The sequence below is a fragment of the Leptolyngbya subtilissima AS-A7 genome, assembly GCF_039962255.1.
Lineage (GTDB): Bacteria > Cyanobacteriota > Cyanobacteriia > Phormidesmidales > Phormidesmidaceae > Nodosilinea.
On the sequence record NZ_JAMPKY010000001.1, the window covers coordinates 766344 to 789963 of the forward strand.

Consider the following 23620-nt stretch of genomic DNA (forward strand, 5'->3'; position numbering starts at 1 on the left):
ATCGTCGCTGATATAACGGTTCTGCCTCCCTACGGCCTTCTCCTTGAGCAAACCATCGATCTACAGTCGGCAGTGAACATCCGCAAATCTGAGCCATTTGGGCATGAGTGACAGCCCAGCGGCTGTAGAACTCCTGAGGAGACATTTTTAGAGTGCATTTCGAGTAGAACTTCAGTAAAGCGAGTTCCTGCTGCCCAAGGCTCCGTGGATGCCTCATGACTCGGCTGCTCTCTGGAGACGAACACGCCGGTTGGAGAGCCGTATCAACCGAGTATGGATTAAATCAGCTTGCCAAACGACAGCGTATTGTTCCTGCCTCTGGCAGGATTTATTCCCCGGTATCGTGGCGATGTAGCACCAGTCCCCCTGTCCACCCTCGCTTCTAGGGATATAACCCCAGTGGATGACCCGTCCCCATTTTCTACCCTTTCTAGACTGTGCCCCGGTCGTATACCAGCACACCTGCTCACCCACATCGAATTTCCTCTGATCGCAAGTGGGTGTCTTTCCACTTTGCGGCAGGTAATCAGTAGGATTCCTAAAGGCAATAATTGCGGCTTCATAATCACGAAATACAGTCATAGTTTGGCTTTGAGTAATTTTCCTAGATTAATCGTCATAGCTCAGGCAACTGGCATGGGCTCAGGGGGACAGTCAGGGAAGACAGTTCCTCTTTTCCACACTGACAAGGACGCTCCATGGCCCAAGAATGTCGTCCTGCCATAGCAACACGTACCGCATTTGTTCTAATGAAGGACTGGTTTTATCCAGCTCAACCAGGTAATTCCAACGCCATTGCCCAAAGTGCTCCACCGGACGAATGCCGTATCCCTTGACAACACCGTGGTCAATGACTTCTCTCCCATCAGAGTCCTGTGCTTTCCAGCAAACCTTGTCATCTTGATCAAACCGCTGCTTGGGCCATTCCTTGGGATACGTGTCGCGCCAGGACTCTGAAAATGGCTCTAGCAGCCCATCCAGCGCATTCTGATACGCTAAAAATCCTCGCATCTACAACACTTCAAACGTAATGTACCTTATAAGATACATTATGTACCCAGATGAATGTAGACTTATGAGATACAACTCATGAATATTGAGTTGTGGAAAACAGCAGTCAAGCCGATATTAAAGTCCTTTTTGGCAAAGCCGTTCGTCGTCGCCGAAGAGAGTTAGATATTTCTCAAGAAGCGCTGGCCGAAAGGGCTGGTATGAATCGAACCTACGTTTCGAGCGTCGAGCGAGGTGAGCGCAATCCGACCCTTGAATCGATTGACCACTTTGCCAGAGCCTTAGACATCACGGTCTCAAGACTGTTTGTTGATTATGGAATTGAGGATGCGGAGTAAATCCACTTCTGAAGCGACAAACTGATCTCCCATCTACGAGTGGTTAGGGTCGGGAGAATTGCCTCTTCAGTAAAGGCTGACAGTGCTTAGCGCAGCCTCGATTCCTAGTAGCGTAGCGATGCTTTAGAAGCCCACGTAGACGCTATAGGATCTTGAGCCACTCCTAAAGAGTCTCAGAAGCAGAAGCACAGTAACACTGAGATCCCTATCCCCGGCTCAGCGCTTTCATGACCAGCCTCGGTTCCAAGAAAGCTGTAGGTGGCTTCACCATGTGGGCCACTTCAGTAAACCGAATATGGATCCATCCTTCCTGCTTCGACTTCTGAATGATTCTTTCTATGTACCCTTGAAACAGCCCAGCCATTGGACTAGACGGCACGATCCCTTCAGTCAAGGGGAACTGTAAGTCGGAACCCGTGGCAGCAGCCCAAGGGAATTCCAGTACCTTTGCTAATCTTTGCTGGAAACGAAAGGTCTCTAAAGGCTGGTGGCTCCTAGGCTGCTGTTGGAGCCAGTCCCGCAGTTCCATGGCCGATACGGCACTAACGGTCATTCCCTGACCATAGACGGGACATAGAGCACAGACTGAATCGCCGATGGCCGCAAAGCCATGGGGCACTTGGAGTTTTTCATAGTGGAACAACCGATTAGCCGTTGCCCGATGGGCCTTGATGTCGGATACCGGCTCTGCTGCTTTGAGCGCTTCGTAGAAGGTTGGATGAGCCAGGCTGTAGGCAAAGTCAAGAAAGCCATCTGGTTCCAACGGTGGATAGTCTTTGCTGTAACCGCCCAGAGTAGCAATCAGCTCACCACCTTCTACTTGAGCCATGTAGCCCAATCGGCAATTGTCTGGAGCCTCCTGAGCAATCAGCAGCACCTTCCAATCTGCTTTCCATGCCTCTGGAATCCGCAGGCGTTGCGTGGCATAGCCAACAAATGGATTAACGACTGTAGCAACTGGGACTGGAGCACCGATAGCTTCAAGCCACTCGGGTGCGCGGGTACTGCGTCCGCTGGCATCAACAACTAAGGCAGCCGAAAGCTGTTGCTCATCCCCCTGGCGGCCAGAGCGGTAGCAAATACCACTGATTTGATCAGGATCTCCAAGGAGACCACAAACCCGGCTGCTCTCAAGCCACTCCACGTTGGGTAGCTTGGCAACATAGCGACGAATAGTTGTCTCTAGCAGGGGACGGGTACACGTCACTGAAACCAGATTCGAATCCCCCTCAAAAGTGGCGTTGAAGCCCCCTTGATGGAAGTAATGGAATTCTTTGCCCCAATCAATCGAGACAGCACCTGCCAGTTCTAGGTCTTTTTCAATACCGGGAAAAAGCTCCTGCAGAATACGGTACCCTCGGACGAATAGGACATGAGGCTGAACTGACTGGGGTACTCCACGCCGAGGCGCACTGGTGGGTGGTAATTGATCCCGCTCAACGACAACCACCTGGTCGAAGGTTTCCGACAGTACCCGAGCAGCTAAGAGCCCAGCGATACTTCCTCCAATAACGACAGCCCGTGATGGAGAGGTGCCACTACTCATAGCCAAAGCCTTTTTCGTTGGTGGATTCTTGATTAGAATATCAAGCCCATCCTACAGGCGGTGTAGAAATTCCTTAACTCTCACAAGCTGCTCGTGAGGGGAGACACAAGCCAGGCGAATAAAACGACAGGTACCCAGAAACCGGCCCCGTCGTCAATAGTTACGATCTGGTCACGGCAAGAATTGGAAGGAGGAGAGTGAGTTCGTGGCGATGCCCAATAGAGTTAGGCCCCTTGAAGAAGCGCTGCCAGGTCACAAGCGCTACATTGAGCTACACCAGCAAGGCTGGGATAATGGCGAGATTGCTGACGTGATGGACGTGTCCCGCGAGCGAGTGCGGCAGGTATTGAGTTTCTACGGCCTGAAAAGCGTGAAGAGTGCGTCTCGTGAAGTAGCTGACAAGCAGCTCGTTGACGCGATTCGTCGTCTGTATGACTTTGAAGACCTAAGAGAGATTGCTAGGAGTATGCGAGTGGCAGCATCTGCCCTGGAAGAGGCTGTTCGGCAGCGAGACCCGTTAGCGCTTACACTCCAAGCCGAACAGCGAGCTGAAAGGCACAAGACAGCCCTGCAGCAACGCCTACAGGAGAAACTTGCCTACTGGAAGTCGGTCAGTCCGGTTGGTTTGCTGACAGTAACGTCTATGTGGCGAGATGAGTCTGGGGAGTTTCGCGCTGGTGCTCGGTGTGAGTGTGGCCGTGAGACCAGCGTGTGCCTGGCATTCCTGCGAAAGGGGCGAGTGTTTTCTTGCGGTAGGTCAGGTTGCCACGGACAAGTCAGGGCTTCAGCTGGTGCATTTAAGGCTAAAGCGTATCAAGCTGCTAAAGGCGAGCCAAAACATCGAGCCCGGAGAGGAGGAGAGTGCGATCAGGAGAAGCAGTTTGTGCGCTTATAACAAGCGACTTTCAATTCAATGAGAAAGCTTTCAAGGTCGTCAGTACGGAGGTATTCCAGCAGGGCAGCTAACTGCCGTCATCCACCGCTAAGCAGCCCAGTTCTTACAGAGGGTCTAAGCCTGCTGCAACACCGCCTGAGTCGCCTTCTCCTGCTTATCGGGCGGATAGCCATACTTTTTCGGCAGCCGCTTCACCATTACCCGCAGCTTCGCCCGCACCGCTTCCCGCTCCGTCCAGTCAATCGTCACATTGCTGCTAATTGTCTTAACCAGCTCCTAGGCAATGGTCTTCAGCGTCTCATTCCCTAATACCTGCACGGCGCTGTCGTTGACCTCCAAGGCGTCATAGAACGCTAGCTCATCCTCACTCAGGCCCAGGTCGATGCCTCGGCGGCTGGCCTCGCGCATGTCCGCCGCCAGATTGATTAGTTCCTGAATCACCTCAGCGGAGGTGATCGTCCGGTTCTGGTAGCGGTGAATAGAGGCTTCCAGCATCTCCGAGAAGTTGCGCGACTGCACCACGTTCTTGCGGGATCGAGCTTTGATCGCGTCATTGAGCAGCTTCCGCAGCGCCTCCAGAGCCAGATTTTTCTGAGGCAGGTCGCGCACCTCTGCCAAAAAATGGTCAGAAAGAATAGAGAGTTCGGGCTTGTTGAGGCCTGCAGTCTCGAAGATGTCAATCATCTGCTCAGAGGCGACGGAACGCGAGACAATCTGGCGCACGGCGACATCTAGCTCAGCTCGGCTCTCGCCCCCTTTCACGGTGTGCTTGCTGAGTCCCGCCTTTACTACCTGGAAGAAGCTCACATCTTCATGAATGGTCAAAGCTGCATCCTCAGCGGCACAAAGGGCGAAGGTTTTGGAGAGTTCGGTCACCGCTTGAATGTAGCGCTGGGGGCCTTTCATGTTTACCGATTTGGGGCGCAGCATCCAATCCATAGCGCTGCGGAGGATGGTCATACGCTGGGGTAGTCGCGTACTGTGGAAGGCGCGGTAGTCAAACCCATGAAACTGACCCGCTACGATTTCGTACTTCTCCTGCATCAGCGCCAGGGCCTGATCCATAACCAGGTCTGCTTCCCACCTCCAACCGAAACTTCTGTAGCAGCCTCATGGCCATGCACCTTGAAGAATACGAACAGAAACTCCTGTAAGGAGTATTCGCTGGGGAAGTACATGAGCAATTATTTGAGTGTGAGCACTCTGAACCCAAAATTTGGGTGCGATATGGTCAGATGGAGGAAGGCTGGATCGGCTAGAAGCAGTCTGCTGAATGGTCGAGTGTCAAGACAAACAGTTCTTTGAGTAGCTGGCATTGACCTAGTGATAAAATACCCTTTGAAAGATCAATTCCAAAGGGTATGAGTCGGGCCATTTAGTTCATCAATTAGTTTGGTTAGGCTTCATCATCATTGCTATCAGCATCTATCTGCTTCAAATGAAGGTGCTTATAGCCTAGCTTAATAGTGAACTCATCCCCGGTCTTAAGGCCCATCTCTTGGGTGTAAGCTGCGCCAATCACAATCTGACCATTCTTGTGAACCGTTAAAGTGTAAGACGGCTCCCGACCCCTGCCATCCGCCTTACCATTTTCCGGCTCAAGCTGAATTCCCTTGGCGGCTAGGAGAGCATCATAAAACTCAGCCAGATTCGCACGGGTTTGCCCTTCTTTACCGACTGTGAAGTAGCCACACTCCTTAGCAAGTTCCCGTTTAGAGAGGCCATCATTCTCCTTGACCTTGGCCAAGAGAGCCTTACCAGTCAGGAGCTCTTTACTTTTTACTGCCATAATTCATCCATCTTTAGGGTACACATCCAGTCTCAGATAACTGCTAGAAAATCTCTAGGATCATTTGGTTCTCCTCTTTTACACGATTTAACGGATAGGAGGAAAGGTCAAAGACAATTTAGCTTAGCCTAAATTTTGTTATATTTATCAACAGATTCAGCGTCTTGTAATTTTAGAGCTAATATCCAGATGCAATATTTTAGGAGAGTCACGTTGCCAACGCAATAGTTGAGACGGCCAATAACACAGATAATACTTGGCTTTATAAATGGTGATCCGCTCTGACTAGAGAAAACTATCCGTTGGAGCTACAAGAAAATGCGAGGGCGCAGGCTAATTTGAGTTTTGAGGTGACTGCTCTGAAGATAATTAGTAACGTCGAAAATATTCGCCAACTCAACGCGCGTGCCATGCGTCTGCACAGAGCATTCAGCTACCATGAGTAGGCGCAAGGGCAAGGCATGCCTCAAAACAAACGCGCAGCACCACTAGAACAGCCTGGCGCAGCTTGGGACCCCCTTGCGCCGATTCCAATGTGGAAATAGCGTCCCCTGCGTTGGTTGATTAAAGAAAAATTATTCTACATAGACAAAGAGCTATAAAGGATCCATATCTTACCTATCGATTATTTAAGGGTTGAAGGAGACAGACTATTTCAAGATGTGAAATTATTGGATTTGGCCTTTAAAGTAACCCTTGAGGGTAATAGACTAATTGTCCTGAACTTGCCATTCTGGGCTTACATCTCTCGTCTTTCACAGCTGGATCTCCGCTACCATGACCCAAAAAATAGCGATCGCCGTTATACACGGTATTGGACAAGCACGGCCAGAGTTTGCTGATCCACAGCACCCTAACTTTCTAAGTGGTATTGCTCCACGCCTTCAGAAAGAGTTCTCCCAGGAGCTGAAAGATTACACCAGTTCTACGGAAGGTGAATTGGTTTTTGAACCAGTTTACTGGGCTGACGTAGTGCAGCAGCCGCAAAATGAGCTGTACAAGGAACTAGGCATTAATAACTTTAGTCGGGTTTTTGGCTTGCGCGAATTTGTTTTTCATTCATTAGCTGATAGCATTGCCTATCAACCAACGGCTCCAAGTGACAAATTGAATATCTATGAAGAAGTTCATCAGATTTTTGCTCAATCACTTGAAAGATTGGCTAATAGGGCAGGAGGCAACGCTCCTTTATGCATTATTGCTCACAGTATGGGCGCAGCGATCGCAAGCAACTATATTTGGGATACCCAAGATAACGAGTTTCCTTCCTCTGCTAAGAATAACCCTTTAGAGCGAGGAGAGACTTTTTCTTCATTCTACACATTTGTTAGTCAGATCCCATTTTGGTCAATGCGATTTTACAAATTTGGCGTGCCAATTCAAGTTCCATCCCCAAAGCTATCCATGCACTACCCCAAAGCCAGTGGGAAATGGATGAATTTCTTTAGTCGCAATGATTTGTTAGGTTATCCAATTAAGGATATTAATGAACTTTACAAAAAGACGGTATTAGACGAACGAGAAGTTCAGGTTGGCAACCTATTAACACGGTGGAATCCTCTGTGTCATAACGAGTATTGGAAAAGTAGAGCTGTGACTCAACCTATTGCGAGTTCTTTAGCGAGTCTCTGGAGACAAATCAATCTTGAGCCCTCTTGATCCATCTTTTGAATTAAAAGCTGTAGGTAGAGTTATCTCCTTGTTCTTAAGCATGTTGCTTACAGCGAATCGTCGGCCCAACCACAATGCCCACAGTCCCAATGAATCTGGCCCTCAGTCGCTTTGGGCACTGGCATCTCACAGTTAGGGCACCGGGACGTAAACAGCGGGTGAGTATCTAGCATCTCCAGGCGCTGCTCCAGGTTCAGTCGCTGCACCGGGTCTAGGACCAGCTCACTATCGTAGTAGCTGGCTCCCGCTGGCTGCCATTCCTCCCCATACCAGGCCAACGGGTCATCAGGAACAGCGACCGCCCCAGTGTTCATCCTAAAATCCGGGCAGCGATCGCCCTCCACTCCCCTGGGATGCTCAGCACAAACCAGGTAGGGACTGTGGGCACAATATTCACAGAGATCGCAGCAGTCGAGCTTGGTCATTTGTATCCACAGGCATCTGCCCCAAGTGATCTGGTAATCGTACCGTCTGGCTCTAGTGTCGCGCACCAAATGCCATCAGCCCGCCAGAGCTGGTAACGATAGTTGGCCTCGTAGACAATAAAGATACCGGCCATTAGTAGAACGTTACAAGCTGCGATCGCACCAAGCACCCGTAAGGGCCTTACCGTGGTCCACGTAATTGGCTGAGTGTTTTTCATCTGGTCCCCTAGGCACCTTTGCTTAAAATGCCCAGAGAGGGGAAATCCATCACGGCTTCTGTGTAATGGGTGTTAGTTAACCGAAAAACCAGCGATCGCCTTTGGTACTATTGATATCAAGGTTGTAATCTACGCTGGTAATGGCCCCCGCTGCCCCCTTAAGAAATCCTTTCCATTTTCAAAGGGACTTCCTTGATCAGCCCATTCTCTACAGTGAGCTGATAAACCGTTGCATCAGCACGAGAAGAAATAGCCTTAAAAACTTGATCTCCCTTGAAATGTAAAGCACTCCACTCCGGAATACCATAGCCCGGTTGCGCTTCACCAGTCTTCAAAAAATGATGATAAGTTGGCTGACGTTCAGGCTCTGCATCGTAATGGGGACAGCAACTGCCTGGAAACCATCCAAGACACTCCATGACTTCCAATCTATTGGCCCATGAATCAGTGATTCCCTGCTGAAACCAACAAATAGCTCCAGCGCTACTGCCTGACAAAATAATTCCTCTTGACCATGCCTGATGGAGGATATCCGGCACCCCCCATTCTCTCCAGACTGCAAGCATACTTTTAGTATTCCCCCCGCCTATATAAATAACATCCTGTGCTAAAAGAGTAGATTCTAAATCGGGTGTCTGCTTAAAAAGTGGCACGTGAATAGGGCGGCAGTTCAAACTATTAAATGCCCTATAAAATTTCTCAATATAAGAATCTGAGTCCCCAGTTGCGGTTGCCAAAAGACAAACCCTTGGCAATTGGGAGTTATTACTTTGACCCAGAATGTATCGTTCTAAAGCCAGATCGTTTGTGATCGCGGAAAAGCCACCACCACCTGCTGCAATGATTTGACCTGCCATCTTTTGAGATATCCTCCAAAATAAATCTAATTACACTCAAGAAAATCTTTCATTTAAGGAGTATTGAGCAAAGCTTAGCTCCCGGCCAACACCTGATCCACAATCCCGCTGCCCGGTACTAGTCGAAGCGATCTTCCTGTCTCAGTTCAAGGTTCAACCGGACGTAGTTCAACCGGACGTGAACTGCCCCGCAGGATCCAAACAATCAAAATTGCAGTCACAACGCTGTAGACCAATATGCCAATCGGCGAGTTAAGAATCACCAGGTTGGACTGATTCAAAGCGAGCGGAATCTGCGCTACCCCCGCAATCAGCCAAGCAATGGACCTGGACGAAAACCGCCGCAGCAGAAACCACTGGGCGATCGCGGTTCCTGCCCAAATTGCGGCCGATGCGATGTCTAGGCTATCACCGCCCGATAATCCGACTCCGCTAGTAATAGCAGCCGCAATTGCTCCACCTGCCCATGTCGCGCCAAACCAGTGGGCGATCGGTAAGTAGTGTTTTAGCAGCCAACCTTGAGCAATCCCAATTGCTGGTGTAAGCAGCAGTGACATCAGGGCTAAAAAGACAATAGAACCCACCGGGCCCTCATTGGTGCCTTCGATCGCTAAGCCCAGTTGACCGGCAGTAAACCAGCTAATGTATAGCGCCACAACCCCACCGGCAAAGATGGCGACTGTGCTCACTAGGCACCACAACAAACCAAATCTCCAACTAACCCTGTGACTTGACATAGATTCTGCCTACTCACAATTGCCTCATCCTATATCCAACCTATGTGAATCGTGAAAATAGGAAAGGTAGCAATTGGTACCTTATCTTCTTGCGAGTCCTTAAGCTCTCTAAACAAGGTGCAGGCCACTTGGTTGCCGCTGGGTGGACACAGAGAAGGGCGAATAGCTGATACAGGCTATAGACATCCGCAGCCGCAAGCTCAGCCCCGATGCTGTGAAGTTCGGGGCAATGAGCCTGAAGCCCCCTAGTCGATACGATCAGACTACTTTTCCCAGCGCTACACGACCCACTGGGGCGAGGTTCCGACTGTGAAGGTTTGGCAAGGGGTAAGCAGCGAATCAACAAGACTGCCCTACGAGACAGTCCTATAGGACAGAACTTGACCTAAAAGGCTCAACCTAAGGAGATGCTGACATCCTAGGTGTATTGCCTGTGTCCTGTCCTGTCTTATCTATCTAGTCCTATGGCTTTTCGTTTAATCCTATTGACCCTTTCAGCTGTTGGCTTACTGGCTGCACCCTTGCCTCTAAGCGCTCAAAGCAGTTGCGATTCGGCTTATCCGGGTGTATGCATTGCTCCGCCGCCACCCGACTTGGACTGCAAGGACATCACCCATCGAAATTTCACCGTTCTGTCTCCAGATCCCCACAACTTTGATGGTGATAAAGACGGTATCGGTTGCGAAGGTAGGTGACCCTCATCGCCTTAGGTAAAGTCTTCAGCAAACTTCTCAAGCTGACGCGAGGTTAACGAGCTGCACCATCAGCTTAAGGGTTATCACGCATACCTTTCCTCCGATTTCTACACTACGTTGTAGCAATGGACAGAACCTCTCTTGCGCTCATAATTCTTGCAGCAGTGCTTGTTCTACTGCAAGCACCCCAACTGGTTATGGCGATTGGAGCCATTCTCGGAATATCAATTGTGGTAGTAAATTTATTTTGGCTCTCCTGGGAGCAGTAAGGATATGCAGTAAAGTTTGAGCAAAATTGACCTAGGGTTCAAGACTGTCCTATGAGACAACAGGCCAGGACTCAGCCAAACTGTAGAGACCCGCTACAAACCCTTCTCCTGTGTCGTCTACATCCGCCGAGCCCATCTCCTACACCGCCCAAATTGTGGCAGCTAAGCGGGCCATTGAGCAGTCCCTCCCCGTTCCACTATTCAATGACCCCTACGCTGCGGCTCTAGCGGGCAATGAGGTTGAACATCTTCTAAATGGCGCAAGGTAGCGGAAAGGCAGGGGCGATCGTTAGAGGATGTCATCGCCAAGCGCACTCGCTACATTGCCATTCGTACCCGGTTCTTCGATGACCTGCTGCTAGCCACTCCGCCCCAGTTGTCTAAACCTCAAGTTGTCATCCTTGGCTCAGGACTTGATACCCGAGCCTATCGGTTGCCCTGGCCACCCGCTACCAGGCTTTATGAAGTCGATATGCCAGGGGTTCTAGACTACAAGGCTAATGCCCTAGGGACCATTAAGCCGAACTGTTGCCACCACCTCATTGCGGGTGACTTGGAAAATTTTCAGACAGGTTGGATCGCTCGACTACTAGAGGCAGGTTTAAGGCAAGAAATTCCAACTATCTGGATCCTCGAAGGCGTTGTTATGTACCTGCCAGAACCCTCAGCTCATTCTCTACTGAGGACTGTTGCAGCGTTGAGCCGCCCTGGTAGTGTGCTGGGTATAGATGGGGTGAACAGCGGTTCTATACTGGCAGCTCAGAGCGCTAAGAACGCCAACCGGGGGCGAGTAGTACGCCACTGGCAGTTTGGCTGCGACGAGCCCCAGCAGCTTCTAAAGGACTATGGCTGGAGTGCCGAGGTGAGCCAACCCCAGGATATTGGCATTGCTCACGGTAGATACCCAGAGTCCATGCCAGTTACAGCTGAGGTGGGTGGACACCAGCAGGAGAGAGGGGTTTGGTTGGTAAAGGCTAGGAAAGACCAGTGACCCTTATCTCCTCAGATAAAGTCAAAAGCATTAACTTCAATTGCTTTAAAGAAGCAAAGGCTAGAAGATCGCACTTCTAGCCCATTCTGAGAATTCATCGAGTAAGTGACTTAAAAGCTAGCAGCCATAAATGCCATTCCAGCCCCTACAGCAATGTATCCGGCTAAACGTAGAAAATCAGGGTAGCTAACGCTGGGCTTCATGGCTTTTGTAGCTACCTTGAAGGCAATTAAAGAAATAATTGCCTGAATCAAAGTAAACCCAGCTAGATAAGCTGCTAAAGGAACTGCCGTAGCGCCAATAATAGCTTCTCCATAAGCATAGCCATGAAACAATCCTGCAATACCTGCCAGAACGATAATGATGGCTGTGCCAGGCTTCTCTAGCTTTGCTAGCAAGATGCCAGAGACAAGCACTGAAGCTGAAATAACTACTTCAACCATAGGTATATTCACCATCATTAAGTGAAGCCCGGTTCCTACAAGAGCTGTTGAGACAAACACAATAGGAATCCAGAAACCTCTGGCAACAGTTGACGCTAGCAATCCCACAGATATGACAAAAACTAGATGATCAAATCCAATGATCGGGTGGCCAAGCCCTGACAAAAAACCCTCCATAAAAGTAGTCGATATTGCACCTCCAGACGGGTGATGGGCATAGGCGGGAAAAGCTATCACTAGAAGGGCAGAGATGCCTATAACAAGCTTTACAACGCTGCTAAGACCCAAGCCAGCCCGATACTTAATGCCAGTAATCTTTGACGCCACTTTTGTGTCCCTCACAATTGAATTGGCTGCAAACGAGATGCCGAGAATGACAAACAACCTTCCAGGAGGGTTGAAAGCATTTAGAAAACAGAACAAAGCTAGGCTAAAGGCACTAAACGGGAAGAGCTAGCTCAGATTAAATCGAGGTTTCATTGGCCTCAACCAGCATCTGACGAGTTCGTTCTTCTAACTCCTCTTCGCTGACAAGGGAAGACTCAAGTACTAAACTCTCTAGAGATGCAAGCCAACGAAGATAATAATCCCAATCTGGGTCATCTTTGCAGTGAGTTGCTTCCCACTCAGCGATTGATGCTATGAGCCCCTGCCGAAAGTCTTCCCACTCGTAATGTCCTTTTTTAGACAAAGCAATTGCCATTCCAAAGGCACGGCCTTCCCAGGGCCTTTGAAATAGAATCTCCCCATTATCGCGTGGGGGAGAATCAGCGCTACCCAGCATACTAGCTGCTGCGAACTGTTCAAATTTAATCTGCATGGCTACCCAGTGATTTTTAGACGTTGCCGGATGATTAAGCTGGCACTACTACCCTGGCTGCCCCTTGCATAGATTCAGGAGTGACAATGGCCGCTAGTTGCTCTTCTGTCCACCCTTCCGTTCCTTCAGGGCGTTCTGGCAGAACAAACCATCGAATCTGAGCACTGGTATCCCAGACCTTAACTTCAACAGACTCAGAGACATCCAGACCAAACTCTTTGAGCACTTTCCGGGGTTCACGGATGGCCCTTGCTCGAAAGGTAGGATCTTTAAACCAATAAGGCGGCAGGCCCAACACTGGCCAAGGGTAACAGGAGCACATCGTGCAAACAATCAAGTTATGGACGTCAGGGGTGTTGGCAACAGCGGCCATATTCTCGCCTTCCGCCCCTGTCATACCACGGGGAAAACTCATCTCCGAAATTGCTGAAGGAGTATCTGCTAGTAGACGTTCCTTAAATGCTGGGTCAACCCAAGCTTTAGCAACAATTCTGGCACCATTAAATGGCCCCATATCCTTCTCAAAGAAGTCAATCACCTTATCGACAGTTTCGCTAGTGATGATTCCTTTTTCGATTAATAGGGACTCTAGCGCTCTAACACGAGCAGCGCTATAGGTTTCGCGATCAACGTTCTCAGTCATACCTAATTTTCCAAGAATACTTATCAAACATCCGTGAACTATTCTGGATCTTCCAAATAACCTTCAAAAATCTGAACGTAGATTTTGGTATTAGGCTCAGTGATGTCTTCCCAAATATCGTGGGAATCAAAGACGACATTGTAGATGGGCATAGGATCACCTACTCCATCACCTGTTGGAAAGTAATAGTTGTAGGTACCTTCGTAGACCTCATCAACAACGCCTTTCTTGGTTCGCAGATACCCAGGTAATTTACAGTGATCAACAGGGGGCGGATTTCTAACGGTAACGGTATCACCAACCTTAAACTTAGGTTGAGCATCCACATCACAAGCTGGTGAGTCTCCGACCCTCAGGTACTCAATTACTTGCTCATCAATAGCTGGCTCACCGCCACTCGGTAGTGGTGCATCTAAGTTGGCTAAGTAAGCTGCTGTTTTTGTACTTAGCTCTTCCTCTGTTACATAACCCGATTCAACAAAGAATCCAGAAATACCACCCAACCACTTCTCATAGTATCGGTATTTAAAGTAGTCAAATGGGTTCATTCCCTCTGCACCTTGGCGGAGATGGCCCCAAGTCCAAAAGCTACTGAACTTAGTTGGAACGGACTCAACAGCCTCTAAATGGTTACTCAGCCCCATCATGGCAACGTGAATGCCAAAGATACGTTCTTCCCACGGTTGAACGAAGACTTTCTTCTCAAAGCTAGAAGGTTCAAGTCCTTCAATTCCACCGATGTAATGCTGTAGCTTCATTTCATTCGTCCTAACGAGAGCATATTGAATAAATTCGAGCTATTAGGGAGGCTTAAGCGCGAGTTTGATTCCTTACGGCGGTAACTTCGCTTGTTGTCATAGCATCACCCCAAAACTCAGAGAGATAACCAAATAGCCCCCCTAAAATCATTGCTGCTGCCGCTACTAAACCTGGATTGGCCAAACCCACCGTAGTAATAGGAACTCCTGTAGCAACAGTAGTTCCCACTGTTGAAGCAAATCCCCAAACAATTGCAGGGATTACAGTAAGTAGAGGAACTTTAGATGCCTGGACCATGGCAGCACTTCCCAATCCAACACAGACGGCGGCAATAAACGGATTTGCACCCAAAGCGGTGATCGCAAGCAAAGTGAGCGAGGCAATCACAATGCCTGTCAAATTGGAAGCAATACTTTGTTTGAGGCCAGATGACTTCCCTCCTAAAATGAAAAACGATGCCCAGGCAATAAACGTGACCCAAACTGGCACAAGAATCACTGTTGCTGTGAGAAAAGTATCTACAGCACCTAATACTCCGATACTGACACTATAGGCATCTAGCTTCTTCATGGAACGACCTTTTCCTAATTTTTCAAACCACTCACTTTTTGGCAATACTCGTTATGCAAGGCAAGCCTGAAAGCCATCTTTGAGTTCCATCTCTGATAAGTTGCGACCGATGAATACGAGTTCATTCCTACGCAACTCATCACTTTTCCAAATGCGCCCAGGTCTACCATCTAATAGCATGTGAACTCCCTGGAAGACGAAACGCCTATCTTCTGAGTCAATATCTAGAATGCCTTTCATACGAAAGATATCCGCCCCTCTATTTTGTAAAAGCTGATAAATCCAGCGATTAAACTTATCGCCGTCTACGCTACCTTCTTCAACGATAGAAACCGAATAAACTGACTCATCATGCTCATGAGCATCTTCGTCTAGAAAGTCTGGATCTATATGCAGAGCCTGTTTCAGATCAAAGGCTTTGATGCCAAGAACGGAGTCCATGGCAATATCACTGTCCTGAGTTCTATAAACCTTGGCAAAGGCTGTCATTCCGCGAACTCTTTGCTCCAGTTCATCTACAACATCTGGAGATACTAGGTCAGTCTTGTTAAGCAATATCACATCTGCGAAAGCAATTTGCTCTTGGGCTTCGTCACTTTCCCAGTGCTCCCAAATATGCTTTGAGTCAACGACTGTAATGACTGCATCTAACTGAGTCTTAGTCCTCATCGTTTCATCTGCGAAAAATGATTGAATGACGGGTGCTGGGTCAGCTAACCCTGTCGTCTCAATCACCAAATGGTCAAACTTATCCTGTTTTTCTAGAAGGCTATCAAAGATGCGAACTAAGTCACCTCTGACAGTACAGCAGATACAGCCATTATTCATTTCCAAAATTTCTTCGTCAGCATCAATGACTAGCTGACTATCAATTCCTACCTCGCCAAATTCATTGACTATGACAGCAATTCTTTTGCCATGCTCCTCAGTGAGCATACGATTAAGCAAGGTTGTCTTTCCCGACCCTAAATATCCAGTAATGACACTTACAGGAATTGGTGAAGCATTAAGGCTCATGAGTTTCAGGAAGTGATTAATTCAAGCATCAAAAAGCCAACCTAAAGCACACTGTTGCTCTAAAATTTGGGTTTAAGTAACCGAACCCAAAAGCATTTTTAGAAGCGTAACTAAGCGAACTTTAAGCCAGTTATTATGACAACCTATCCTAGGGGGGAGGACAAGGAAGAGTTGTATCAACCAAGACATTTTTCACTTCTCACAGGACAGTCTTATAGGACAGCTTCAAAACCGGGCAACCTAGGGCTTATGCCCTTCCTGGCTGTTCTCTCTCCAAAATGACATGCGGTTTATATCCCTGAAGCTGCCCTTACTCATCACTCGAACACTGTTTTACCTAGCAGTCTTCCTATCCCCAGTACTAGGCGTGTGGTTAGCTTCCTCTCTTGTCGCCTATGTCAACGGTCCTAAGCTACTGACAGTTTTCTCAGGTATCCTCTTATTCCCCCTAGTGCCCATCCTGTGGGATATGCGAGGTCGCAAACGGCAAAAAGCACCCAGCATTCTGACTTGGGGCGATCGCATTGTTTTGAGAACGCTGTTGCTCAACCTGGCCTTCCTCTTTTTGCTGCTGATCCTGCGACCCCAAACCTCTTTCCTGGCCCTGTCTACCCGTGGCGATTGGTTCCTTGATGGCATGCAGGGGCCACAAGCAGAACTGACTCGTAAGGGCCTGTTTACGCTTGCCAGCGGCCTCGAAGGGCTATATCTGCGATTCCACAACAATCCTTTCGACCAATACGCCGATACAACGCAGGTGCGACCCCAGCCAGCCCCGTCAACTCGTCCGGCAGGGCAGGACAAAGGATGGCCTTGGACAGGGGCCGAGCTACATCCCGCCGTAATCGGCATGCCTCCTAGCGCTGAGACCAGCATTGCTTCTGTTGCCCGGTACATCGCCAGCCAGGAAAAGGATCCAATGCTGCGCATCAAGGCACTCCACGACTACGTAGCGGATCGCATCGCCTACGATGCCCCCAACTATTTTGCGGGCAACTATCCTCCTCAAGATGCTGAGACAGTCTTCCAGCGCCGAGTAGCCGTTTGTGCAGGCTATGCCAAACTGCTCGAAGCTCTGGGCCAGGCAATTGGAGAAGAGATTGTTTATGTAACAGGCGACTCCCGCAACTCCACCAGCGATCTAGAGGGCCAAAGCCATGCTTGGAATGCGGCAAAAATAAACGGACAATGGTATTTGATTGATCCAACCTGGAACAGTGGTTATGTGGATCGAGAGTCAGGTTTCACTAAGGCCTACAAGACCGATTACCTCTTCCCGCCCCCAGAGGTGATGGGCATTAGCCACTTTCCTGAGGACCAGGCATGGCAACTGCGCCTACAACCCATTACCCGTGGTGAGTTCCTGCGCCAACCGATGATGAAAGCCCAGTTCTTTGCCGAAGGGATGAAACTGGTTGCTCCCATGCGATCGCAGACAGATACCAATCAAGCGGCGGTGATCCAGCTTCAAAATCCTAACCAACGCTGGTTGCTTCCTAGCTACTCTCTTAAAGGCTCTTCCCAGGCTGAACACTGTACCGATAGCCCTACCCAAGGCCCACAAATTACCTGCTCCTTGCCTGTTTCTGGGGCTTACGAGGTCAGCTTGTTCAGCGGCGACGAGCAGTATGGAGAGTTTTCCTATGTAGGTCAGGTCGAGTTCAATAGGCGGTAGCTTAAGTGCCTAGAATAGTTCTACGAGATCGCAAAAAAATCGTTGAGTTTTTTGCGAGACTACCGAGGAAAGGTCATGTCTCGTCTAGAGATTTTGCGTATATTCTGTAGGTGCTAGTCTCAAAGATTTGATAACCTACAGCTTTTGCCAGAGGCAGTAGGGAATTTGATTGAGGCAAGAAGCCTCCAACAGATTGAAACTTCAACTCATAGGCCAAGCTACACAAGTCTTCTAACGCTAAACTCAATCCGGTTTGCGTACCACCTAGCCAACCTATCCAGAAAGTACCATCAGGATTTTCCATTTGGCTGCGAATGAATAAGCTAACCAAGTCATCTCCGTTGCTTACTCCCCACACCCAACCTTGCTTCAATTGCTGAGCGAGAATTTCAGGGGTAAGAGATTGCCATTTAGCTCCACGCACCACAAACAAGCGATCACCTTCTTCTAGGGCAAAGCGGTTAATGGTAGCCCAGACGCGTTCACAGTCTTGGGGCCTCAGTTGCTTCAGGGCAGTAGGGGCGCTGTCAGTAGCTTCAGCACTATAGACAGCGTGATTGCCCAAGGGCTTAAAGCCCTGTTGATTCATTAAAGGGTGCATAGACGTATTGGCGACACTGACGCAAGCGCGTACTGTAGTTAGCCCAAGAGAATGGCTTAAATCTAGAGCAGCATTAATGAGCTTGGTGCCAATGCCTTGACGGCGGTAGGCGCGATCAACCCGTAATGCTTCCCACCAGCCCTCAGTGGTAGAAAGTTGAACAAGTCGGGTCATGCCAATAGGTTGACCGTTAAAATCAGCAACCAAGATATGACCCGAGAGGTCAGCAGACCAAAGATCCCACACACTAGCAATGTAGTCGGTTTCATTGTTCCAAGTGTGCTGACAAAAATTGAGAATTGTGGGTTTGTCGGTGGGTAGGGCAGGCCGGATGTGTAGATTATTTAGTTGAGTCATGCCTCAAACGATCTAAATGCCTTCGGAATTGGCAACCTAAAAGGTATTGTCCTACGGTTGGCAAGACAGTTCTACAGAACAGTCCTACGAGAAAATGAGACCGCAGTGGAGAATTACTTGTGAACCTAACCTTATCCGACCCCGTCCTTTACACGCTCAAAGCATGACAGCAAAAAGGGCTATGAGCAGACTCATCCCAACCCCCTGTTTTAAGGCCCATACGCTGTCTCACAGACAGGCTGAAGCCGAGGTTGGTAACCTTTGAGAAGATAGCAGGAAGTAGTTCACAGACAAAAGCGTCCCGTAGAAGATGTGATCATAAAACAGATTCGTTACATAGCCCTTCGCACCCACTTCTTTGACGATCTGCTATGTTCTGCCTTGAGTGAAATAGGCATTTCCCATTTTGCCTAAGCCATCAGCCCATTTGATTCTCAAAACTCTGTGTGAGGTAAGTGCGGTGAGTAGTGTCTTGGGAATAGATAGTGCACGGCTGGGTCTGTCCTTACTGCTCAAAGGGCCAGAAAAGCTGACAGAGGTAGGGTTGTCCGTTGTTAGGTATTTGGATGCGATGATCCCATAGGCCTGCTAGCAGATCATGGCTGGAGCGCTGAGGTTAACCAACCTCAGGACACCAGAGATGCTCATGGTAAATACCATCAGTTCGCCGATTAAAGCTGAAATGTGCGACAAGGACAGTTGAGGAGTCCGATTAGTGATCGCTAGAGAGAAGCCAGGACTGCAATTGCTGCGACAAATTGACTAAGCTAAACCCGTAAGTATATTTCAGTCTGATCAGACCATAGATTCATCGTTCTTATGTAGAACGCTCCTATTCTAGGGAAATCTATTAAATATGTTGATCTACTAACCTCTGCTATAACCGTTATGACTAATTTCATTAGCCCACAACCGACTCTAGAAGAGTACTGGCGAGCGATAATTCTTTTTGGAAAAAATTCAGCTTCATATAAATTCTCCCTTGCAAAAACACTGCTTGATTTTGCACCTCAAGGGAAAACAACGCTCAAGTGGGATGATTTAGCAGTTCCCTTTTCTAGACATATCTCGGAGCACTTAAGAACAGCAGATAGACAGGGGACAAGTTCTTCCAGCCAGTTTTTAAGAGCCTGTCGCAATTTTAATGAGGGTCTAATTTCTAAAGATGAACTTATAAATGAAACCGTAAAGCGGGGGTTTACGAACGTTATTGAAGCTTTTCACACTGTTGGAAACGAGCCAATAAATACTCGCTTTTTTGAGGGGGATAGACGAAAGAACCCCGGTATCGTTTTAACAGACAACTTATACCGCCTTTTAGAAGGTGAACAACGAGATAGCCTACCTCATGAGGTTGAGGCAAGATGGCGGTTAGTAGAATCTTCCTGGGGGCTAGATCTCTCAGAGCATCTTATCTCAGTAGAATACGCCTCAAACGATAGTGGTATCCTACGTTCTAACTTAAAATTAGGCCGTGTCACAGTAACTTCATGCCGAGATGCGTTAAACGGCTATCAAAAAGGAAAATGCTTTTACTGCTTCAACAACATATCTATCAGCTCTATATCCCCTAATTTATGTGACGTAGATCATTTTCTACCATTTGTCTTAGCCAAAGAAAGAATTTTAGTTGGACTAAATGGTATTTGGAATTTGGTACTTTCCTGTCAAAGCTGCAATCGTGGGCAAAACGGAAAATTTGATAGGATCCCCGCAATAAAATACTTGAAAAGGCTTCATAGAAGAAATGAGTTTTTTATCGGTAGTCATCATCCACTAAGAGAAACGCTGATGAGCCAGACTGGCTTAAAGACTGACGCAAGAGGTAAGTTTCTTCAAGAAAACTATAAAACTGCGAAACAACACCTTATTCATGAGTGGACGGTTAAGCATGAAATACAGCCAGCGTCTTTCTAAGTCATGACCTCTATTAGTTTCTACGATGAGCAAGGGGATGCGTATTTTCAAGCTACTGTTGAAGTTGACATGGGCGAGTTATACGCACCCTTTCTATCATTGCTACCAGATAAAGCTCACATCTTAGATGCAGGATGTGGAGCAGGTCGAGATACTAAAGCATTCTTGGAGAAAGGGCACCAAGTAACGGCAATAGATGCTTCAATTAAGTTGGTAGAGCTAAGTTCTCAATTTACTGGTAAGTCTACTCAATTGATGAAGTTTCAAGACATGAATTTTGGAAATGTTTTCGATGGCATTTGGGCGTGTGCTTCGCTGCTGCACATCCCATCGCATGAAATTCATATGGTCTTGGCTCGATTTATAAATGCCCTCAAAATGGATGGTGTACTTTATATATCTTTCAAATTAGGCCACGGCGAACGCCAAGATGGGGATCGGCTTTTTGTGGATTATAATGAAAATTCCTTGCAAACTCTCATTGGCAGCTTTCCAGAGCTACAAGTCTATCGGATTTGGCGTAGTCCAAATAAAGGGCTAGGCAACCAAAACCTCACCTGGATTAATGCTCTCATATTGAAAAATTTTATTTAATTTGAAATGGATTTCGCCCCGCTGTCACGCAATGACTTGAAAATTATTTTTGACAATCCTCTTATGCCTTGCCCAAGCTGCGGTAGCTTGAACATTGGCTGTGGGCTTGAAAATTCTGCATCATACTGCGTGGCCTGCCAAGATTGTGGATACTTAGGTAAACAAATTGGTGTCAATGAAGGAGAGGAAGAAACTCCTCCTCTCTTGATGGCAATTAAATTTTGGAATAGGTATAGATCGACATAAACCAGATTTATCCCGATGGCTATTGCACTAAGTACTATCCCCACAATCCTCTTAACGCCTCATCTGCTTCCTGCTGCCCAATCTCCAAGTACCTGGCTAGGTTGCCAATGTCTTCATGCTGCGTGATTTTCTGAAGGGTTCGTAAAGAGTAGCCCTTCTCAAAATGCATCATCGTCAGCAGCGATCGCCGGAAGCTATGGGTAGAGACTCCCCGAATGCCTAGGTAATCGAGCGTTTCTCGCAGAGCTTTATCACAGGCCCTGGTAGTAATATGTCCTTGAAAACGGCCAGGGAATAGATATCCTTGCTCAGCCAAATCTTCTACCGCCAGTAGTTTCTCTAGCGGCGGCGCGATCGCAACCGAGCGAGTCTTCTTAGTCTTGGTCGTCCTGGCCCGGTAGACCACATAGCCGCCTACGATGTCCCCGACCTGGAGCTGCACCACTTCACCAATCCGGGCAGCGGTGTAGTAGCAGATCTGAAAAATCAGGTCATGGGGCTGGGGGAGGTAGTTGAACACCTCTTCCAACTGTTCAGCCTTCAAAACGGCTGCTTGACCATTGCGCTTTACCTTCGGCATGAAGCGAGTTCCGAATCTGGTCTTTTACGAACTGATATTTATTGATTTTACGTTGCTTCAGCCGTAATAGGTCAAATGCACCATCCCTATTGAGAACTATTCCTACATCTCTCCCTATGGTTTTTTGGATCTAACCTACCCGAATCTGGTCAAGCCCTCAGAAGCCATTGTTCACAAAGTCAACCCTAGTCGGTTTGACCCTCTCACCCGGTTAGGGTTGGTCTGATCTGTCTCACCTGAGACACCCCTTTTCACCCGTTTAGGTTGGTGGGGTTCACCCGACTAGGGTTTAGCCAGCTTTCGCCCGATTCTGGGCAAATTAGGGGCAACCTGATTGGTGGAGAGAGATGTATTCCGGTACTTTGAGTGCGATCGCCAGCGCCACAGATTTCCTCACCTACTTCCGTAAGCTGCCGCGCACTCAGCAAGACATGATCACGCCCCACCTCAATGAACCTCAACGCATGGCTCTGAAGGTGCTGAACTGCTGTAGTGAGTTGGAAGGGCAGAGTGTGGGGGCGATCGCTAGATTAGCTGATTTGCATCAGGAATCCACTCGGTCAATCTTAAAGTCTTTAGAAGGCAAAATGGTGGCTGCTGAAGTGACTGCTGGAGGAAAACTGTGGAAGCTTACTTAACAAATATTGGTTAAGCACAAGCAGTTAATATCTTAATTCTGATAGAGCCACTATCCTTAAAGCATAGAGCTATCTTAGAGGTCAAAGTAATGGCTGATTTGACTACTGATGAGTGGGCAAAAATCAATGCTTTGTTAGAGAGCAATCCCTATAAATACGGCATTCCTAAGCGTACTTACGGCTCTGCTGTGCTGGGGTCCTTTAATATCCGTAAGTTAGGTAACGTAAGCAGTCGAAGCACGAATACCTGGAACTTTCTTGCGAACATTTGTAGGCGCTTCGATCTCCTATCCGTCCAAGAAATTATGGGCGATTTGGAAGGCTTTGACAAGCTAGTAAGCTTGATGGGGCCTGAGTATGACGCTATTGTTTCTGACAAGACTGGGCAATTTCCTGGCGAACAAGGTCTAGGTGAACGTCTGGGGTTTATCTATAATCGAAACCTTATTCGTCGAGGCAACATTGTTTCCGATGTCTCCTATGACCGAACAAAAGTACTAAAGACCATCGTTGACAACTACAAAGTGCTGGTAGACACTGCTACGCCTTACGTGAAGTATCTTCAATCCCGTGATGCATGGCAAGAGAGCCCTGTTGGCCCTGAGCCAAAAGCACCAAAGATTCAGATTCCAGTCTTTTTGAACTTTATTCGTCAACCTTTCTGTGCCAGCTTTGAAATAATCGGCCATCCCGAAACAAAGCCCTATAAAATCATGGCAGTCAATGCCCACCTTTACTTTGGCGATTCTGTTGAAGATCGCCGCCAAGAATTTGATGCTTTGATGGAGTGGATCTTGGGTGGGGTACAGGAGGAAGACAATACAAGTTTCCCGAACTTCATTCTCATGGGCGACCTCAATTTAAGTTTCAGCAATCCAAAAAGAGATAGACCCCGAATCGAGAGACATATTAAAACCTTTAATCAGGATATGCAGGCATCTGGCCGCAGTATCAATGTCAATTTCCCGTTTTTGGATGTTCACAAAGGCTCAACTGAACCATTCCGTACTAATGCACGTTTAAGTGAGACTTTCGACCAAATTGGTTTGTTCAGCCATGACCCACGCCTTCCCTCCTATGACAAAAACCCAAAGATGGGACCTGAACCGCCCCAAGGTCCAGACTATGGTGTCGTGAATTTTGTAGAACTGTTTCGTGAAGCCCTTGAGCTACCGTCTATTGAGAGCTTAAGTAGCCAAGATAAGAAAGAGTTTTATAGAAAATTTGAACATGAAGTGAGCGATCATCTGCCCATTTGGTTGCGTTTGCCGTTACCCGAGGTTTAACTAAATAGGATTTTTGATGTACCTATTATGTG

The 23620-nt window shown here is 48.0% G+C and carries 23 protein-coding genes and 1 pseudogene; 9 read left to right on the plus strand and 15 right to left on the minus strand.

Annotation, left to right across the window (positions count from 1 at the left end; genetic code table 11):
- Nucleotides 1-654 precede the first annotated feature (654 nt).
- A complete protein-coding gene (locus NC979_RS03465) occupies nt 655-1011 on the minus strand; it encodes a hypothetical protein (protein WP_190523745.1) in 357 nt (118 codons plus the stop codon).
- Between the two features lie 92 nt (nt 1012-1103).
- Here NC979_RS03465 and NC979_RS03470 point away from each other — a divergent pair, with 92 nt between their 5' ends.
- Entirely contained in the window at nt 1104-1349 is a 246-nt protein-coding gene (locus NC979_RS03470; protein ID WP_190523747.1) for a helix-turn-helix domain-containing protein, read from the plus strand.
- Between the two features lie 205 nt (nt 1350-1554).
- On the opposite strand, the gene NC979_RS03475 is transcribed toward NC979_RS03470, so the two are convergent.
- The 3 genes and pseudogenes from NC979_RS03475 to NC979_RS03485 form a co-directional block, all read right to left on the minus strand.
- Entirely contained in the window at nt 1555-2895 is a 1341-nt protein-coding gene (locus NC979_RS03475; protein WP_190523749.1) for an FAD-dependent oxidoreductase, read from the minus strand.
- 1009 nt (nt 2896-3904) lie between these two features.
- Nucleotides 3905-4855 (minus strand): annotated as a pseudogene (locus tag NC979_RS03480) (DUF3387 domain-containing protein).
- Between the two features lie 331 nt (nt 4856-5186).
- Complete coding sequence (locus NC979_RS03485; protein WP_190523751.1) at nt 5187-5579, minus strand: AbrB family transcriptional regulator; 393 nt, start codon at nt 5577-5579, stop codon at nt 5187-5189.
- A 777-nt stretch (nt 5580-6356) separates the two neighbouring features.
- Between NC979_RS03485 and NC979_RS03490 the strand changes: the two genes are divergently transcribed.
- Entirely contained in the window at nt 6357-7238 is an 882-nt protein-coding gene (locus tag NC979_RS03490) for a hypothetical protein (protein ID WP_190523753.1), read from the plus strand.
- A 59-nt stretch (nt 7239-7297) separates the two neighbouring features.
- On the opposite strand, the gene NC979_RS03495 is transcribed toward NC979_RS03490, so the two are convergent.
- The 3 genes from NC979_RS03495 to NC979_RS03505 form a co-directional block, all read right to left on the minus strand.
- Nucleotides 7298-7675, minus strand: a complete 378-nt coding sequence (locus NC979_RS03495; RefSeq protein ID WP_190523755.1) for a hypothetical protein — start codon at nt 7673-7675, stop codon at nt 7298-7300.
- Nucleotides 7676-8051: 376 nt separating this feature from the next.
- Entirely contained in the window at nt 8052-8750 is a 699-nt protein-coding gene (locus tag NC979_RS03500) for a Type 1 glutamine amidotransferase-like domain-containing protein (protein WP_190523757.1), read from the minus strand.
- A gap of 146 nt (nt 8751-8896) precedes the next feature.
- The gene (locus NC979_RS03505; RefSeq protein ID WP_190523759.1) at nt 8897-9439 is read right to left on the minus strand and encodes a hypothetical protein; all 543 of its coding nucleotides are present in this window, start codon (nt 9437-9439) and stop codon (nt 8897-8899) included.
- A 1122-nt stretch (nt 9440-10561) separates the two neighbouring features.
- Here NC979_RS03505 and NC979_RS03515 point away from each other — a divergent pair.
- Together NC979_RS03515 and NC979_RS03520 are read left to right on the plus strand one after the other, a co-directional pair.
- The gene (locus NC979_RS03515; protein WP_190523762.1) at nt 10562-10720 is read left to right on the plus strand and encodes a hypothetical protein; all 159 of its coding nucleotides are present in this window, start codon (nt 10562-10564) and stop codon (nt 10718-10720) included.
- 32 nt (nt 10721-10752) lie between these two features.
- Entirely contained in the window at nt 10753-11442 is a 690-nt protein-coding gene (locus tag NC979_RS03520; protein ID WP_190524531.1) for an SAM-dependent methyltransferase, read from the plus strand.
- 110 nt (nt 11443-11552) lie between these two features.
- Here NC979_RS03520 and NC979_RS03525 read toward each other — a convergent pair whose 3' ends face one another.
- The 6 genes from NC979_RS03525 to NC979_RS03550 form a co-directional block, all read right to left on the minus strand.
- Nucleotides 11553-12212: a HupE/UreJ family protein gene (locus NC979_RS03525; protein ID WP_347403983.1), complete on the minus strand. Its 660-nt coding sequence runs from the start codon at nt 12210-12212 to the stop codon at nt 11553-11555.
- Nucleotides 12213-12348: 136 nt separating this feature from the next.
- Nucleotides 12349-12705: a nitrile hydratase accessory protein gene (locus NC979_RS03530; RefSeq protein ID WP_190523764.1), complete on the minus strand. Its 357-nt coding sequence runs from the start codon at nt 12703-12705 to the stop codon at nt 12349-12351.
- Between the two features lie 34 nt (nt 12706-12739).
- Complete coding sequence (nthA, locus tag NC979_RS03535) at nt 12740-13348, minus strand: nitrile hydratase subunit alpha (RefSeq protein ID WP_190523765.1); 609 nt, start codon at nt 13346-13348, stop codon at nt 12740-12742.
- A 38-nt stretch (nt 13349-13386) separates the two neighbouring features.
- On the minus strand, nt 13387-14106 hold the full coding sequence (nthB, locus tag NC979_RS03540) for a nitrile hydratase subunit beta (protein ID WP_190523767.1): 720 nt from the start codon (nt 14104-14106) through the stop codon (nt 13387-13389).
- Between the two features lie 52 nt (nt 14107-14158).
- The gene (locus NC979_RS03545; RefSeq protein WP_242024189.1) at nt 14159-14722 is read right to left on the minus strand and encodes a DUF1097 domain-containing protein; all 564 of its coding nucleotides are present in this window, start codon (nt 14720-14722) and stop codon (nt 14159-14161) included.
- Between the two features lie 6 nt (nt 14723-14728).
- Complete coding sequence (locus NC979_RS03550; protein ID WP_190523771.1) at nt 14729-15694, minus strand: CobW family GTP-binding protein; 966 nt, start codon at nt 15692-15694, stop codon at nt 14729-14731.
- A 469-nt stretch (nt 15695-16163) separates the two neighbouring features.
- Between NC979_RS03550 and NC979_RS03555 the strand changes: the two genes are divergently transcribed.
- Nucleotides 16164-17369: a transglutaminase domain-containing protein gene (locus tag NC979_RS03555; RefSeq protein ID WP_242024190.1), complete on the plus strand. Its 1206-nt coding sequence runs from the start codon at nt 16164-16166 to the stop codon at nt 17367-17369.
- A 73-nt stretch (nt 17370-17442) separates the two neighbouring features.
- On the opposite strand, the gene NC979_RS03560 is transcribed toward NC979_RS03555, so the two are convergent.
- The gene (locus tag NC979_RS03560) at nt 17443-18327 is read right to left on the minus strand and encodes a GNAT family N-acetyltransferase (protein ID WP_242024191.1); all 885 of its coding nucleotides are present in this window, start codon (nt 18325-18327) and stop codon (nt 17443-17445) included.
- Nucleotides 18328-19215: 888 nt separating this feature from the next.
- Between NC979_RS03560 and NC979_RS03565 the strand changes: the two genes are divergently transcribed.
- Complete coding sequence (locus tag NC979_RS03565) at nt 19216-20244, plus strand: HNH endonuclease domain-containing protein (RefSeq protein ID WP_190523777.1); 1029 nt, start codon at nt 19216-19218, stop codon at nt 20242-20244.
- A 3-nt stretch (nt 20245-20247) separates the two neighbouring features.
- Nucleotides 20248-20838 carry a class I SAM-dependent methyltransferase gene (locus NC979_RS03570; protein WP_190523780.1) on the plus strand — a complete coding sequence of 197 codons (591 nt, stop codon included), beginning with the start codon at nt 20248-20250 and terminating at the stop codon, nt 20836-20838.
- Between the two features lie 280 nt (nt 20839-21118).
- On the opposite strand, the gene NC979_RS03575 is transcribed toward NC979_RS03570, so the two are convergent.
- A complete protein-coding gene (locus NC979_RS03575; protein ID WP_190523784.1) occupies nt 21119-21664 on the minus strand; it encodes a tyrosine-type recombinase/integrase in 546 nt (181 codons plus the stop codon).
- A gap of 347 nt (nt 21665-22011) precedes the next feature.
- Here NC979_RS03575 and NC979_RS03580 point away from each other — a divergent pair, with 347 nt between their 5' ends.
- Both NC979_RS03580 and NC979_RS03585 read left to right on the plus strand, forming a co-directional pair.
- Nucleotides 22012-22302, plus strand: coding sequence for a hypothetical protein (locus NC979_RS03580; RefSeq protein ID WP_190523785.1), 291 nt, complete (start codon nt 22012-22014; stop codon nt 22300-22302).
- A gap of 89 nt (nt 22303-22391) precedes the next feature.
- Nucleotides 22392-23588 carry an exonuclease/endonuclease/phosphatase family protein gene (locus NC979_RS03585; RefSeq protein ID WP_190523787.1) on the plus strand — a complete coding sequence of 399 codons (1197 nt, stop codon included), beginning with the start codon at nt 22392-22394 and terminating at the stop codon, nt 23586-23588.
- Nucleotides 23589-23620 lie beyond the last annotated feature (32 nt).